Source organism: Plantactinospora sp. KLBMP9567 (assembly GCF_033446045.1).
GTDB lineage: Bacteria > Actinomycetota > Actinomycetes > Mycobacteriales > Micromonosporaceae > Plantactinospora.
The window spans coordinates 97404-112813 of the sequence record NZ_JAWQRR010000003.1; the positions used below are offsets into that span (position 1 = coordinate 97404).

Annotated in this window: 12 protein-coding genes; 9 read left to right on the forward strand and 3 right to left on the reverse strand. The window is 73.6% G+C overall.

Annotated elements, in window-relative coordinates; translation table 11 throughout:
• Positions 1-738 carry an ABC transporter ATP-binding protein gene (locus tag R6Y94_RS01170; protein ID WP_318393837.1) on the reverse strand — a complete coding sequence of 246 codons (738 nt, stop codon included), beginning with the start codon at positions 736-738 and terminating at the stop codon, positions 1-3.
• On the reverse strand, positions 731-1288 hold the full coding sequence (locus tag R6Y94_RS01175) for a PadR family transcriptional regulator (RefSeq protein ID WP_318393838.1): 558 nt from the start codon (positions 1286-1288) through the stop codon (positions 731-733). Before R6Y94_RS01175 ends, R6Y94_RS01170 begins: the two co-directional genes overlap by 8 nt.
• Before the next feature lie 339 nt (positions 1289-1627).
• Between R6Y94_RS01175 and R6Y94_RS01180 the strand changes: the two genes are divergently transcribed.
• The 9 genes from R6Y94_RS01180 to R6Y94_RS01220 all read left to right on the forward strand — a co-directional run bounded on the left by R6Y94_RS01180 (position 1628) and on the right by R6Y94_RS01220 (position 13651).
• Positions 1628-2740 (forward strand): glycerophosphodiester phosphodiesterase, encoded by a 1113-nt coding sequence (locus R6Y94_RS01180; RefSeq protein WP_318393839.1) that lies wholly within the window; start codon positions 1628-1630, stop codon positions 2738-2740.
• A gap of 156 nt (positions 2741-2896) precedes the next feature.
• Positions 2897-4096: a low temperature requirement protein A gene (locus R6Y94_RS01185; protein ID WP_318393840.1), complete on the forward strand. Its 1200-nt coding sequence runs from the start codon at positions 2897-2899 to the stop codon at positions 4094-4096.
• Positions 4097-4162: 66 nt separating this feature from the next.
• Positions 4163-4609, forward strand: coding sequence for a VOC family protein (locus R6Y94_RS01190; protein WP_318393841.1), 447 nt, complete (start codon positions 4163-4165; stop codon positions 4607-4609).
• A 135-nt stretch (positions 4610-4744) separates the two neighbouring features.
• Positions 4745-6142 (forward strand): acyl-CoA synthetase, encoded by a 1398-nt coding sequence (locus R6Y94_RS01195; protein WP_318393842.1) that lies wholly within the window; start codon positions 4745-4747, stop codon positions 6140-6142.
• Positions 6143-6410: 268 nt separating this feature from the next.
• Positions 6411-7715, forward strand: coding sequence for a radical SAM protein (locus tag R6Y94_RS01200; RefSeq protein WP_318393843.1), 1305 nt, complete (start codon positions 6411-6413; stop codon positions 7713-7715).
• A 149-nt stretch (positions 7716-7864) separates the two neighbouring features.
• Entirely contained in the window at positions 7865-8149 is a 285-nt protein-coding gene (locus tag R6Y94_RS01205; protein WP_318393844.1) for a hypothetical protein, read from the forward strand.
• A gap of 4 nt (positions 8150-8153) precedes the next feature.
• Positions 8154-11381, forward strand: coding sequence for a BTAD domain-containing putative transcriptional regulator (locus R6Y94_RS01210; RefSeq protein ID WP_318393845.1), 3228 nt, complete (start codon positions 8154-8156; stop codon positions 11379-11381).
• 157 nt (positions 11382-11538) lie between these two features.
• A complete protein-coding gene (locus R6Y94_RS01215; RefSeq protein WP_318393846.1) occupies positions 11539-13098 on the forward strand; it encodes a hypothetical protein in 1560 nt (519 codons plus the stop codon).
• 13 nt (positions 13099-13111) lie between these two features.
• Positions 13112-13651 (forward strand): DUF3558 family protein, encoded by a 540-nt coding sequence (locus R6Y94_RS01220; protein ID WP_318393847.1) that lies wholly within the window; start codon positions 13112-13114, stop codon positions 13649-13651.
• Between the two features lie 37 nt (positions 13652-13688).
• On the opposite strand, the gene R6Y94_RS01225 is transcribed toward R6Y94_RS01220, so the two are convergent.
• On the reverse strand, positions 13689-15224 hold the full coding sequence (locus R6Y94_RS01225) for a serine/threonine-protein kinase (protein WP_318393848.1): 1536 nt from the start codon (positions 15222-15224) through the stop codon (positions 13689-13691).
• Positions 15225-15410 lie beyond the last annotated feature (186 nt).

Genomic DNA, 15410 nt, shown 5'->3' on the forward strand with positions numbered 1-15410 from the left:
TCAGCCCTCCAGGTCGATCAGGTTGCCGAACGCCGGCCGGCCGGCCGAGCCGGTCAGGTCCCGCTCGTCGGCGATCTGCCCGTCGAGCATGGTCACCACCCGGTCGGCGGCCGCCGCGACCCGGTGGTCGTGGGTGACCAGCACGATGCTCTGACCCTCCTGGTGGCGTCGGCGCAGCAGGTCGAGGACGGTCTCGGCGGCGGCCGAGTCCAGCGCCCCGGTCGGCTCGTCGGCCAGCAGCACGTCGGGGCGGTGCACCACCGCGCGGGCCAGGGCCACCCGCTGCTGCTGGCCGCCGGAGAGTTCGGCCGGCGCGGCGTCGGCAACCTCGGCCACGCCCAGCTCGTCGAGGACCTCCAGCACCCGGCGGCGCGCGTCCCGGCGGCCGACGCCCTGGAGCACGAGCGGCAGCTCCACGTTGCCGGCCACCGTCATCGTCGGCACCAGGTTGAGGAACTGGAAAACGAAGCCCACGTGCCGGCGCCGCAGCATGGCCCGTTCGCTCTCCGGGCGGGTGTCCATCCGGTGGCCGGCCAGCCACACCTCGCCCCGGTCGGGACGGTCGAGCCCGCCGAGCAGGTGCAGCAGGGTGGACTTGCCGCAGCCGCTCGGCCCGGTCACCGCGACCCAGTCGCCGGTCGCCACCTCGATCGAGACGTCCCGCAGGGCGGCCAGCTCCCGTACGCCGCCGTGGTAGGTGCGTACCAGGCCGCGGGCGTGCAGCAGCGGCTCACTCATCGCCGTCTCCCTTCCAGGAGGTCTTGACCTCGATCTGCGCGAGTTGTTGCTGGCACGCCTCCAGCCAGCGCAGCTCGGCCTGAAGGTGCAGCGCGGTCGCCTGCACCAGCAGGCCGCTGACGCTCCCGGCGGCGGTGCGGGCCGCCTGCCGGTCGAGTTCCCGGAGCGCCTCCAGACAGCGCTGCCGGTGGTCGGTGATGACCGTCCGGGGATCCACGTCCGGCAGCAGTGGCGCGGCGAGCCGGGCGGCGACCAGCCGGAGCAGCACGTCCGGCTTGACCAGCGGGGGATCCGAGGGGGCGGAGAGCCACTCGTGCAGCGCCGCCGTGCCGGGTGCGGTGAGCCGGTAGACCTTGCGGTCGCGCCGGTCGCCGCCGGACTCGGTGGTGTGTGCGACCAGCCCGTCCCGCTCCAGCCGGCCCAGTGTCACGTAGATCTGGCCGATGTTGACCTCGCCGCCGGCGTCGGCGAACAGCTCGTCGTAGCGCCGACGCAGCTCGTAGCCGTGGGCCGGGCCGGCGGCGAGCAGCCCGAGCACAACGTGTTTCATCCACCGACCTCCGACGTCTAGCCGCTAGAGTCTAACCGTTAGGTATTGATGGTCAAGCCGGACCGCGCGGCGCCGACGTTTCTTCCTCGACCCCGGCCCGCGTTCCGATCGGGCGTGCCGGAGTGGACGGTCGGCGATAATTCCGGTCGACCCGGGCGGACGAGGGGGAGGGAGATCGGATGGCCGGGACCGAGGCCGGGCCCCCACACCCCGGAGGTTCACCATCCGGACAGCCGCTGCCCGACTGCTGGTCGCCGGAGCGGGGTTGGATTCCAGGTCGATCCACGGGCGGAGCCGCGCCCAGCGGCACGGCACCGCCTCGACCGACGGGAGACGACATTGGCACGTACCCTTTCCGCGCTCGGCCTGGCCGGCGCGTTGCTGGCGACCGCCGTGGCGGTGCCGGCCAGCCAGGCCGCCGCGCACGACGACCGGTCGCGGCCGGTGGCCGGTGACCGCCCGCTGGTGATCGCGCACCGCGGCGCCAGCGGCTACCGTCCGGAGCACACCCTGGAGGCCTACCGGCTGGCGATCCGGATGGGTGTGGACTTCATCGAGCCCGACCTGGTCTCGACCCGGGACGGGGTGCTGGTGGCCCGGCACGAGAACGAGATCTCCGGCACCACCGACGTCGCCGCGCACCCCGAGTTCGCCGGCCGGAAGACCACCAAGACCATCGACGGCGCTCCGGTGACCGGCTGGTTCACCGAGGACTTCACCCTGGCCGAGCTGAAGACGCTGCGAGCCGAGGAGCGGCTGCCGCAGGTACGGGTGACCAACACCGCGTTCGACGGCCAGTTGCCGGTGCCGACCCTCCAGGAGGTCATCGACCTGGCCCGCAGCGAGAGCCGCCGGCTGGGTCGGACCATCGGCATCTACCCGGAGACCAAGCACCCCAGCTACTTCCAGTCGATCGGACTGCCGCTGGAGGAGCCGCTGGTGCGGGCACTCCGGAAGAACGGCATGACCGACAAGAAGGACCCGGTGATCATCCAGTCCTTCGAGACCGCCAACCTCCGCAAGCTGAACAAGCTGACCGACGTACGGCTGGCCCAGTTGCTGGACGCGGCCGGCCGCCCGTACGACTTCACGGTGGCCGGTGACCCGCGTACCTATGCCGACCTGGTCAAGCCGGAGAACCTCCGCTGGATCGACAGCTACGCCGACGGCATCGGGACGAACAAGAACCTGCTGGTACCCCGGGACTCCAGCGGCAAGCTGCTCGCCCCGACCACCGTGGTCCGGGACGCGCACCGGGCCGGCCTGGTGGTGCACGCCTGGACCTTCCGGGCAGAAAACCAGTTCCTGCCGACCGACTTCCGGACCGGCGCCGACCCGAACGCCCGGGGCGACATCATCGCCGAGTACGAGCTCTTCTACGGACTCGGCCTGGACGGGGTGTTCAGCGACCACCCGGACACCGCCGTAGCGGCCCGGGCCGGGCTGGCCTGAGCTGACCGGAAGAGCGCCGCGAGCCGTACGGCGCCGGTGGGCGGCTGCCCCGGGCGGGGTTGTCGCCCACCGGTCCGCCGTTATGCCCGGGCGGAGGCCGCCGGTCGTGGTATGACTGCCGAGTGACGGGGCAGATCGGGACAAGGCGGATGGTCCGTGGCGGCCGATGACCGACGCGGACACCTCGGCGACTCCAGAAGCCAGGGGCGGGCCACCTTCCTGGAGCTCTTCCTCGATCTGGTGTACGTCTTCGCACTCACCCGGCTCTCCCAGCGGCTGACCGACGACTTCACGGTCAGCCGCCGCACCCTGGTCTCCGAACTGGGACAGACCCTCCTCGTCCTACTCGCCCTCTGGCAGGTCTGGCTGTTCACCGCCTGGACGACGAGCCGGTTCGACCCCCGCCGGATCGAGGTCCAGCTCGTGGTCATCGCCTCGATGTTCGGTGCCATGATCATGGCGGTGTCGCTGCCGCAGGCCTTCGGCGAGCGCGGCGTGATCTTCGCCAGCACCTACGTCGCGGTCCAGATGAGTCGCCCGCTCATTCTGATCGTGGCGCTGCGCGGGCATCCCCGCAACGCGGAGTCGATCCGGATCCTCTGCTGGTCGACGATCGCCTCGGTGGGCTGGATCGCCGGGGCGCTCAGCGGCGGCACCGGCCGGGGGATCCTCTGGACGGTGGCGGTGGTCGTGGAGTTCCTCGGTGCCGCACTGCGCTGGCCGACGCCGGGCGTGGGCCGCAGCAACGCCGGCAACTGGGTCGTCAGCGCGGAGCACCTGGCCGAGCGCTACCAGCAGGTGCTGCTCATCGCGCTCGGCGAGGCGATCCTGGTCAGCGGCTTCGTGCTCAGCCCCGTCGGCTTCGCCGTCGAACGTACCGCGGTCTTCGTGGCGACCTTCGTCACCACCGTGCTGTTCTGGCGGATCTACTTCTACCAACCCGGGCCCGCGCTCGTCGAGGCCATCCACCGGAGCCGTGACCAGCTCCGGTTCACCCGGATCGCCGGATACACCCACCTGGTGATGGTCTGCGGGATCGTCGCCACCGCGGTCGGCTACGGCCTGCTCATCCACGATCCGTACGCCGAGCACGACATGGCCTGGATCGGGATCATCTTCGGGGGTCCGGTGCTCTTCCTCGTCGGGCGGATGTGGGACGAGCGCGAGGCGCACCGGAAGGTCGCGGCGACCCGCTGGTACGCCCTGCTGGCGTTCGCCCTGCTCACCCCGGTCACCCTCGTACTGCCCCTGCTCGCCGCGCCGTTCCTCGCCACCGCGGTCATGGCCGGGGTCGTGGTCGCCGACGCGCTGCGCGACCCGGGACAGTTCGCGATCGAGCCGAATGCTCCGCTCTGACCACGAACGCGTCCAGGAGAAGGCGGGAGAAAGGTCAGGAGAAAGTCCCAGGACAAGGAGTCGACCATGACGGACGAGGCACCCGACTACTTCCGTCCCAAGGGCGGGGCAATGCTCTCCACCCTGCTGATCGTCCGGGACGTCGACCGGTCCCGGGAGTACTACCAGCGGGTGCTCGGCGCCACCTGCGTGCGGGAGCGCGAGCCCTGCGTCCTGCGGTTCCACAACAGCTATCTGGTGCTCAACACCGAGGGCGGCCCGACCGACGACAAGCCGACGGTCAACGCGCAGGCTCCGGCCGACTCGAACACGCTCGGCTGCGCGATGAACATCCGGGTGACCGACGTCCGGCGAGTGTACGCCGAGTGGTCGTCCCGGGGCGGCGAGTTCCTCACCGAGCCGAAGGACCACGGCGTCGAGATCCGCTGCTATCTCCGGGACCCGGACGGCTACCTGATCGAGGTCGGTCAGGGCACCGGCATCCTGGCCGAACAGGACCGGGCGTCCCACTGACCGCTCGGCCGCCCGCCGGCACACTCCTCACGGTCGACTCACGGTCGACGCGGGTCGGTCACCCACCGTCGACGGTAGGCACGGCGGTCAGCTCCACCTGGCAGGATCGTCGTCAGCCGACGGACGGGAGGAACGATGCTGCTGCCGGCACTGGGTGGGGTGCTGCCGGACCGTCCGGACGCGGTCCGGGTCGACGGTGAGGCGGCCTCCTGGGAGGAACTCCGGACCGCCGCCGCCGGGGTCGCCGGCCGGCTGGTGGGTGCGCCGGCCGTCGCCGTGCACGCGACCGCCTCGCTCTCCGGGGTGGTCGCGGTACTCGGCGGGCTGATGGCCGGCGTACCGGTGGTGCCGGTGCCGGCCGACGCCGGGCCGGTGGAACTGGCACACATCCTCACCGATTCCGGAGCCGCCCTGCTGCTGGCGGACACCCCGCCGCCGCACCCGGTACCGGTGCCGGTCGAGCCGGTCCGCGCCGCCGGGTCGGCGCCGTCCGTCGAACTGCCGGAGCCATCGGGTACGGCCACCGCGCTGATCCTCTACACCAGCGGCACGACCGGGGCGCCCAAGGGGGTCCTGCTGGCCCGGGACGCGATCGCGCACGACCTGGACGCGCTGGCCGAGGCGTGGGCGTGGACCCCGGACGACACCCTGGCGCACGGGCTTCCGCTGTACCACGTACACGGGCTGGTCCTCGGCGTACTGGGGGCGTTGCGGGTCGGTTCCCGGCTGGTGCACACCGGCCGGCCCCACCCCGACCGGTACGCGGCGGCCGGCGGGACGCTGCTGTTCGGCGTACCGACGGTGTGGTCGAGGATCGTGGACGATCCCGGATCGGCCCGGGCGCTGGGCAGCGCGCGGCTGCTGGTCTCCGGCAGTGCGCCACTGCCGGAGCCGGTCTTCGCCCGACTGGCCGGGCTGACCGGGCACCGCCCGATCGAGCGGTACGGCATGACCGAGACCCTGATCACCCTCAGCACCCGGGTCGACGGCGACCGCCGGCCCGGACACGTCGGCCTGCCGCTGCGTGGCGTCCAGACCCGGCTGGTCGACGACGCCGGTGCGGTGTTGCCGGCCGACGGCGAGAGCATCGGGGAACTCCAGGTCCGCGGCGCCACCCTCTTCGGCGGCTATCTCGGGATGCCGGAGGCGACCCGGGCGTCGTACGCCCCGGACGGCTGGTTCCGCACCGGCGACGTGGCGACGGTGGGGCCGGACGGGCAGCACCGGCTCGTCGGGCGGGCCAGCGTCGACCTGATCAAGAGCGGCGGATACCGGATCGGCGCCGGTGAGGTGGAGAACATGCTGCTCGCCCACCCCGGAGTCCGGGAGGCGGCGGTGGTCGGCGCCCCGCATCCGGACCTCGGCCAGGAGGTGGTGGCGTACGTCGTCGGCGACGGCGTGACCGCCCAGGCGCTGATCGACTTCGTTTCGTCCGGGCTGTCCCGGCACAAGCGGCCCCGCCGGGTGCACCTGGTCGACGCGCTGCCCCGCAACGCGATGGGCAAGGTGCAGAAGCGGCAGTTGCCCGGATAGGTGTTGACGATCTACCCAGGGCACTGCGCTCCGTGATGGCACGGTTGCGATGCCGTCAACTGCCCGACGGGGTACCGCGGGCCGTACCTGCGCACCCGGCCGCCTCGCCGATGCTTGATCCACTCGGTGGGCCCGGACGGGGCGCGGGTAGCGTGGTCGGGGGCACACCGCCGAGGAGGCGGTCGCCGGCCAGCCGGCGCGGGGTGCCATGGTGACGGCAGGCTCGTCGGCAGATCCGACGGCGTCGTAGCGGACCGGAGGAGCGCGCGTGCAGACCCGCACTGATCTCGTCGAGGACCTGATGGGGCGCTTCCCGCACATCCCGCGCGAGGCGGTCCTCAAGGAGGACCTGCTGCGCGGTGGCATGGCGTTCGACGACTCGGCGCTGACCGACAACGAGAACGGCGAGGTCAAGCCGAAGTCGTACTTCATCTTCTCCTTCGACCACCGCACGCTGCCCGAGTTGGGCTCGGCGGCGCTGCGCCGGCCGCCGGAGGAGATCGTCCTGACCGGCGGCCCGTACGAGCTGCGCCGCACGGTGGTCTCGGTGCGGGTCAACCCCGACTCGCCGTACCGGGTCAAGGACGGCGGCGACGGGGTGCTCCGGCTCTATCTCGACGACCGGCCGATCGCCGACGTCGGGCTGCCACCGATGCCGGAGTACTACCGGCACACCCTCGCGGGCGGCAAGTCGGTGATGGAGGTCGCCCCGACCATCCAGTGGGGTTACCTGATCTACCTCACCGTCTTCCGGGTCTGCCAGTACTTCGGCGCCAAGGAGGAGTGCCAGTACTGCGACATCAACCACAACTGGCGCCAGCACAAGGCGGCCGGCCGGCCGTACACCGGGGTGAAGCCGGTGGACGAGGTGCTGGAGGCGATGGAGATCATCGACCGGCACGACACCCTCGGCGCCTCGAAGGCATACACCCTGACCGGGGGTAGCGTCACCTCCAAGGTCGACGGGCTGGCCGAGGCCGACTTCTACGGCCGGTACGCGAAGGCGATCGAGGAACGGTTCCCCGGCCGGTGGATCGGCAAGGTGGTCGCCCAGGCCCTGCCAAAGGCCGACGTGCAGCGGTTCCACGACTACGGGATCCGGATCTACCACCCCAACTACGAGGTCTGGGACAAGCGGCTCTTCGAGCTCTACTGCCCGGGCAAGGAGCGGTACGTCGGTCGCGAGGAGTGGCACCGCCGCATCCTCGACTCCGCCGAGATCTTCGGGCCGCGCAACGTCATTCCGAACTTCGTGGCCGGGATCGAGATGGCCGAGCCGTTCGGCTTCAGCACCGTGGACGAGGCGATCGAGTCGACCACCGAGGGGTTGCAGTTCTTCATGTCCCGGGGGATCACTCCCCGGTTCACCACCTGGTGCCCGGAGCCGACCACGCCGCTGGGCCGGACGAACCCGCAGGGCGCGCCGCTCGAATACCACATCCGGCTGCTGGAGGCGTACCGGGCGACGATGGAGGCGAACGGGCTGAGCAGCCCGCCCGGGTACGGCCCGCCCGGTGCCGGCAACGCGGTCTTCTCGGTCAGCTCCTTCATGGACACCCTGCCGCCGAACTGACGTCCGGCCCGAGGCAGAGGGCGGTCAGTCGAGGCAGCCGGCGCCGCATCTCGGCCCTGTCGGCGAAGTCGAAAGTTCCAGGCCGGGTCGAGATCCGGGTAGCCGACGGTGGGGACGCCGGGCGGAAGCCCCTCGCCGGTGACCGCCCGGTGGGCGTCCCACGCCACGTGCATGACGCCCTCGCCGTCGAGATCCTCGCCCTGCCCGGCGGACCGTCGGTCGCGCCGTACCGGTACGACGAGAAGCTTGCCGGGCTGTTGGATCATGTCATCGAGGCGTTCCCGGGGGCGGGAGGAGCGGCATGGCACAGGTGGAGGGCGCGGACCGGGGTAACCGCCCTGCCGCCGACGGGCGACCGCCGGACGACCGCCCGGGACACCTGCCTGTCCCGCCGATGTCGCCGGACGGTCGTCTCCGGCCGGCGGATAACCTGATGCCGTGACCACCGGTGGGGGATGGGCACCGGCTGGCGACGGGTGGCCCGATCCGGTCGTGCTGCCCAGGCCGAGGCTGATCAGGCGTCTCGACCAGCTCTCCACCCGCCGTCTCGTGGCCGTCGTCGCCAATCCGGGCGCCGGCAAGACGACCCTGCTGCGGGACTGGGCGGACCGGCGGCGGAGCACCTGGCACACCCTCCGTCCAGCCGATCGCGATCCGCAGCATTTCTTCGCCGCCATCGCGGCGGCGCTACGCGGCGCCGGCATCCAGGTACCCGTCCCGAACACCCTGGACGACCCGGCAGTACTCGCCGGACTGCTCGTCGAGGCACTGGCCGCCGCCCGCCCGGCTGCCACTGCGACCACCGGCCCGGCTGCCACTGCGACCACCGGCCCGGCCGCCGGTGCCGGCCCGGCCGGGTCCGTTCCCGCCGCGATCCGCCTGGTGCTCGACGACGCCCACCTGCTGGACGCTGGCCCGAGCGCGGGCCTGCTGGCGGCGCTCGCCACCCGGCTGCCCGCCGGCACGGTGCTGGTGGTCGCCGGACGGGACCCGGTGCCGTTCCCGGCCGGCCCGCTGCGATCCGCCGGCCGGCTCGGCGAGATCACCGCGGCGGATCTCGCACTCACCCCGGCCGAGGTACGCCGGATGCTGGCGGCCGCGGGCCCGGCGGGGCAACACCCGATCGTCCGGCGCAGCGCGCTCGACTGTGCCGACTCACCCGGGGTGGTCGCCGCGATCACCGGCCTCGCCACCGAGTTCGGTGCGGGACGGGGACACCGGGCCACGCGTCCCCGCGAGGTCGGGGCGCTGGCGCCGCCGGGACTGGACGAGCTCTCGTCGACGCTCGACGACGCCGACCTGGCCGCACTCTGGACACTGTCGGCGATCCGCCGGGCCGGTCCGCGCGGCCGGGTCGCCGGGGCGTACGACCGGGCGTTGCGCGAGCTGGCCGGTCGGCGCCGGCTCGCCGCCGGTCAGTTCGCCCCGCTCCGGGCGACCCGGCTGGTCCTGGGTGGACCGTCCGGGATACCCGACGCCGACCTGGTGCTCGCCGAGTCGGCGGTACGCGACGGGCAGCACGACGAGGCGCTGCGTTACCTGGCGGCGGTACCGGCCGGGATGCCGCTGCCGGCGGCGCTGGCCTGGCAGCTCGGCACGCTGCTGCACCGTCGGGGCGAGTTCGACGACGCGGAGGCGCTGCTCGAACGGGCCGCGCCCGGCACCTGGACGCCCGGGGGCGGGACGTCCGGGCTGGCCGACCAGGCGCAGGTCATGGCGGGACGGGCGGCGGTGCGGTGGGCCCGGGGAGACGGGGCCCGGACCAGGGAACTCGCCGACGAGGCGGTCCGGTTGGCCGAGGAGAGCCGGGACGACGCCGCGATCGCGGCCGCGTACGTGGCCCGGGCGCTGGCCGCGTTCAGCGCCGGGGACCGGGCCGGCAACGAGCACGCGTACGCCCGGGCGCTCGCCGCGGCCGTCCGGGCCGGTGACCTCGCCCAGCAGTTGCGGATCCACTGCAACGTCGGCTCCCGGCTCGTGGAGGAGGGCCGGTACCGGGCGGCGACCGAGGAGCTCGGCGCGGCGATCCGGCTCGGCGAGCAGACCGGGCAGCGGCTGCTGCTGGCGCTGGCCCTGCACAACCGCGCCGAGGCGTGGCTGGGGCTCGGCGAACTGGCCAGGGCCCGGACCGACTCCGACGCGGCGCTCAGCCTGTGGCAGCGCGACGGGTCGCCGCTGGCCGCGTTCGGACTGCTGCTGACCGCCCGGGTGCACCGGGTCTGCGGCTCGACCAGCCAGGCGGTGGCCGGCTACCGGGCGGCGCTGGCGATGGCGGAACCGGGCGGCAACGCGCAGGTGCTGATGGAGGCGTGTGCCGGGCTGGCCCGCACCCGGTACGCCGACGACCCGGCCGCGGCGGCCGAGTACGCCCGGCGGGCCCTGGCGATGCCGAGCGCCAACGGACCGACCGTGGCCGAACTCGCCGCCGGTTGGGTGGCGCTCTGTTCCGGAGACGTCGCCTCGGCCCGCCGGCACGCCGAGCGGGCCCGCGCCGAGGCGGGACCCCGGCGCGATCCGGCCGGGCTGGCCGAGGCGATCGAACTCGCGGCGCTCGCCACCGGACTGGCCGGCCCGGCGGGTACGGCCGGCGGTGCCGGCGGCTCCGACGCCGGCCGGACGTCGGGCCGTCCGATGGTGGGGCTGGTCGAGGCGGCACAGATCTGGGCCGATGCCGGCAACGAGGTCGCGTTGGCCACGAACGCGCTGCTGCGGGCGCGGCTCGGGGTGGACCGGCCGGCCGAGGAGGTCGCCTACCAGCGGCTGCACCGGCTCGGCGTACGCGAGGGGGCCTGGCACGTCGCCGGGCCGCTGGCGGCGATCGGACCGGCGCCGGTGCCGGAGGTCGAGGTGCAGACCCTGGGGCACTTCGTGGTCCGGCTGGCCGGGGTGCCGGTACCGGCGGCGGCCTGGCAGTCCCGCAAGGCACGGGAACTGGTGAAGGTGCTGGCCGGCCAGCTCGGCCGGCCGCTGGGCCGGGAGACCCTGGCCGCCGTGCTGTGGCCGGAGACGCCGTCGGAGGTGGCGCTGCGCCGGCTCTCGGTGCTCGTCTCGACCGTCCGCGCCGTGCTGGACCCGGACCGCCGACACCCGGCCGACCGATACCTGGAGACCGATCCGGCCACGGTACGGATCAACCCGGACCAGGTGTCGGTGGACGCGGTGCGGTTTCACGACGCGGCACGGTCGGCGATCGCGGCCGACGGTGCGAGCCCGCCGGACGGGCGTACCCGGGTGAACGGCGGTGCGCCGGTGGGCGAGCGGGACGAGGCGGGCGGCGTCGAGATACTGGGCCGGCTGGAGGCGGTCGTCGGGATGTACTCCGGGGACTTCTGCGACGACGGCGAGGTGACCGGGGACTGGGTGGCCCGTCCGCGTACCGCCCTGGCCGAGTTGCACCGCGAGCTGATCCGCCGGTTGGCCCGCCGGTGCCTGCGAACGGGCCGGTCGGAGGCGGCGGTCGGCTGGTACCTGCGGCTGACCGCCGAGGACGGCTACGACGAATCGGCACACCTGGGGCTGGTCACCGCGCTGTCGGCGGCCGGGCGGCACGGCGAGGCGGCCCGGCGCTACCAGGACTACCTCGACCGGATGCGGGAGATCGAGGTGCAGCCGGCGGCCTTTCCGGCGGCCACCGCCACGGCCGCCGGCCCCCTGAACGATTCCTGAACCGCCTCCGAACATCGCCGACCATCATGGAGCCCGGACGGCGGGGTGCCGGCCGGGACGCCACGTCCCGGCTCCGGGTCCGGCCGGCGGGGGCGGCTGGCGCGGCCGGCCGGTGGCAGCCCGCCCGACGCGGCGGGATCGAGCGCGGAGGCGGCGGATGTCCAGTTGGCGGCGGTACGGATCGCTACTCGGGGTGACCGTCCTGCTGGCTGGCGTTGCCGCGTGCGGCCTCCGGCCCGGCGGCGACGAACCGGCGGGTGGGGCCGCCGCGAGCGAGGCGGGCCGCAGCTACGGATACGGCCCGAGCCGCGACCGGTCGATCAGATACCAGCCGGACGTGGTGCTCGTCGAGGGCGGACCGGAGGCGATCCGGTCGGCCAGCGCGGACGGGACGACCTGGGTACTCGACGCCGACGCGCCGGGCGCCGACGACCTCGAACCGGGCCGGATCATGTACGCCACCAGCCGAGCGGTCGGCCGGGTGGTACAGGCGCGGCGGACCGGGGACGATCTTGCCGTCAGCCTGGCGCCGGTGACGCTGACCGAGGTGTTCCGGGACGCCCACTTCCGCTCCGAGCAGCGGTTCGACGAGGCCGACCTGGCGTACCAGGAGGTCCCGAACCTGCCCGGGGCGGTGAGCGTGCCGGCCGGGACGCGGTCGCCGGAGGACGCCGTCACACCGATCGGGCTCGGCGGCGGCGCCGGGCCCCGGCCGCCGGCCGTTCCGACTGGGCCGGCCGTTCCCGCCGCGCTGACTCTTCCGGCGGCGCTGACCGTTCCGGCCGCGGCTCCGGCGCCGGAGGAGGACGGGACCACCGTGCTCGCGATGAATCCCGTGCGGCTCGCCCCGGCCGGTGGTGGCCGGATGCCATCGGCGCGGGAACGGAACTTCACGGTCAGCGTCGGCGACTGGGAGGCGCAGCCGTACCGGACGCCGGGCAAGCTCGGACTGAAGATCGGGTACGCGGCCAACGAGAACCTCAAGGTCTACATCGACTTCGCGATGAACGTCGCCGACCTGCGGATCCGGGCCGACGTCCCGATCTCGAACGGGCGGATCGGCGGCTCGGCCACCTTCGCGGTCGACGGCATCCGGAGCATCTCGGTCGACGTCTCGGCCGGTGCCGCGAACGGCGCGGACGACAACAAGAAGGTCCGCGTCGAGGTCCCGGTCGAGATCAACATTCCGATTCCGGGTGAGCCGCTGGTCTACAGCAACACCTGGAAGTTCATCGTCAGCACCGGTCTGAGCGGCCGGAACACCACGGTGAAGGCGGCCGGGGAGTGGGCGGTCAACGGCACCCTCGGCATGATCGGCGGTACGTTGCAGAAGCCGACCCTCTCGGTGGTCCGCAGCATCATGGACTCGATCACCGGCATCTCGGTCGGCCCCAGCGGCCTCGCCTTCGCCGTGGAGACGAAGATCCAGTTCGGCATCGGCATCCCGGCGGCGTTCGCCGGCCCGTACGCCAAGCTCGTGGTCGACCTCGGCGTCACCAACGGCTCGGCGCTGGGCGCCCCGCTGGCCCGTTGCGTGTCGGCGAGCCTGAACGCCAAGGTCGGCGGCGGGTTCGGGATCACCGCCTCGTCGGTCGCGGTCGAGGCGCTGCAGAAGCTGCTGCCGGCGAAGCTGAAGTTCGAACTCGAGACCGAGAAGCTGTGGCCGATCCACCGGGCGGCCCAGACCCTGCCGAACGTCCCGCTCTGCGTGGGCTGAGAGGAACTCCCTGATGATCGTCCGTAGCCGCCTGGTGCTGGTGACCCTGACAGCGCTCGCGCTCGCCCTCGTCGGCGGGTGCGGCCGGTTCGGTGGCGGCGACCCGCCCGCGGCTCCGCCGGCCGCCCCGCCGGCCGCCACCGGCGCCGAGCCGGCGACCGAGCCGACCTCGGCGGCACCGGCGGCCGCGTCGCTGGACCCCTGCGCACTGGTCACCAAGGCGGAGGCCGAGAAACTGGCCGGTACGCCGCTGGAGGACGCCGTACCGATCCGCGAGACGTGCAGCTACACCGGGCCGGTCACCGGCCCGACCGCACAGGTGGAGATCTACGTCGGGGACGGGGCGAAGAAGTTCCTCGACATCGAACGCGAACTGGAGCACGAGATCTGGCCGCTGCCCGGCGTCGGCGACGAGGCGTACGCCGAGGACGGCGCCGTCTTCGTCCAGAAGGGCGGCCAGTGGGTCGCGGTCAAGCTGGTACTGCTGAACGACCCGAAGGAGAGCCGCGAGCCGCTGGAGGAGGTGGCCGGCACCGTCGCCAGCCGGATGTGAGCGCGGTCGGGCGGCATGCCCCGAGTCCCCGCCCGGCTCACTCCGAGGCGGTGTTCGTGGTCGATGGGACGCCGTCGGTACAGGTGACGGTCATCTGCACGGTGCGGTTGCCGTGCCGGAACCTGACCATCGTGGCCGGCGCCGGACCCGGTTCGACCTCGTCGGTCCGGTAGGGGCGGTGCGGCGTCCAGGAGAGCAGCCAGGCGTCGCCGTCGGTGCAGGCCGCCTGGACCGAACCGCCGTCCGAGGTGAGGGTCTTCTCCTCCGGCGCAGGAGTCGGTGGCGGTGGTGAGTCCGGCGCCGACGGCTCCGGCTCGCCCGGCCCGGTCGGTGTCGGGCCGCCCGGACCGCCGCCGGGTTGACCGCCCGGGGGAAATCCGGTCAGCGGGCCGGGCACCCGGCTGCCGGGCGGTGTCGCCGGGACGCCGGCGAGCGGCGTCAGCGGAACCGGCCACGGCGGTGGGGAGACGGATCCGCCACCGGTGCGCCCCGACGGCCCGGTCCCGGCGGTCGGCCGGCCGCTCGGACCGGGCTCCGCCGCTCCACTGTGCCGGCCCAGTCCCGAGCCGAGCGGATCGGCGAGCCAGAGCAGCAGCGCGGTGACCGCGACGGCCGCCCCGCCGGTCGCCAGCACTCCCGCCCGGAACCGGCCGCCTCGGCCGCCGGCCGCCCGGGGCACCAGCACGGTCGAGGGTTCGCCGTCGACCGAGGCCGGGGCCAGCGAGTGGGCGAGTTCGTCGCCGACGATCCGTACCCCGGCGGCCCGGGCGAGCACGGCGGCCACCTCCCGGGCCGCCGGGCGCCGTTCCGGGTCCTTGTCGAGGCAGCGTCGACACAGCTCGACGACCTTCGCCGGTACGTCGGGCAGCGGCGGCAGCGGCGCCGGTTCGACGTACACGTGGGCCCGCAGCATCTGGGTCGCGGTCTCCGCGCTCCAGGGCGGGCGTCCCGCCAACAGGCGGTAGAGCAGAACCCCGACGCCGTACACGTCGGAGGCGGGGACGACGGCGTCGCCGCTGATCCGTTCCGGCGCGAGATAGCCGGGGGTGCCGAGCAGTTCGTCGCCCCACTCGTCCGCGTCGCCCGGTCCGACCGCGGCGGCGATGCCGAAGTCGACGACCTTCGCCCCGGACGGCGTCACCATCACGTTGCCGGGCTTGATGTCACGGTGCACCAGGCCACGGTCATGGGCGGCGGCCAGCGCCGCGGCCACCTCGGCACAGATCCGGAAGACGACCCTCGGCGGCAGCGGCCCGGTCGCGAGGCGCTGTTCGAGGGTGCTGCCCTCGACGAGCTCCATAACCACGTACGGGATGCAGGTCAGGCCGGTGACCGACTCGCCGAAGTCGTACACCTGGGCGATGTTGGGATGCGACAGCGCCGCCGCGGCCCGCGCCTCGTGCCGGATCCGCCGTCGCGAGACCGGGTCCCGGGCGTGCGGGCCGGCCAGCAGTTTGACCGCGACCGGACGGCCGAGCACCTCGTCACGGGCCCGCCAGACCACCGCCATGCCGCCCCGGCCGAGCTGGTCTTCGAGCCGGTAGCGGCCGCCGAGTACCTGCTGCGCCTCCACGCGGACAAGTCTGCGCTGCGCGGCTGCGCCCCGCCCGGCCCACACGCCGACCGTACCGGCATTGTCATCGATCGGGCAGCAACTCGACCGAACGGTCGAGGGCGGAACCGGGCGGTGGTCGACGGGGCGGATGCGATCGTCCGAGCGGGTGTCCCCGGCGTCACCTGGGCGCGATGCCCTCCGGTG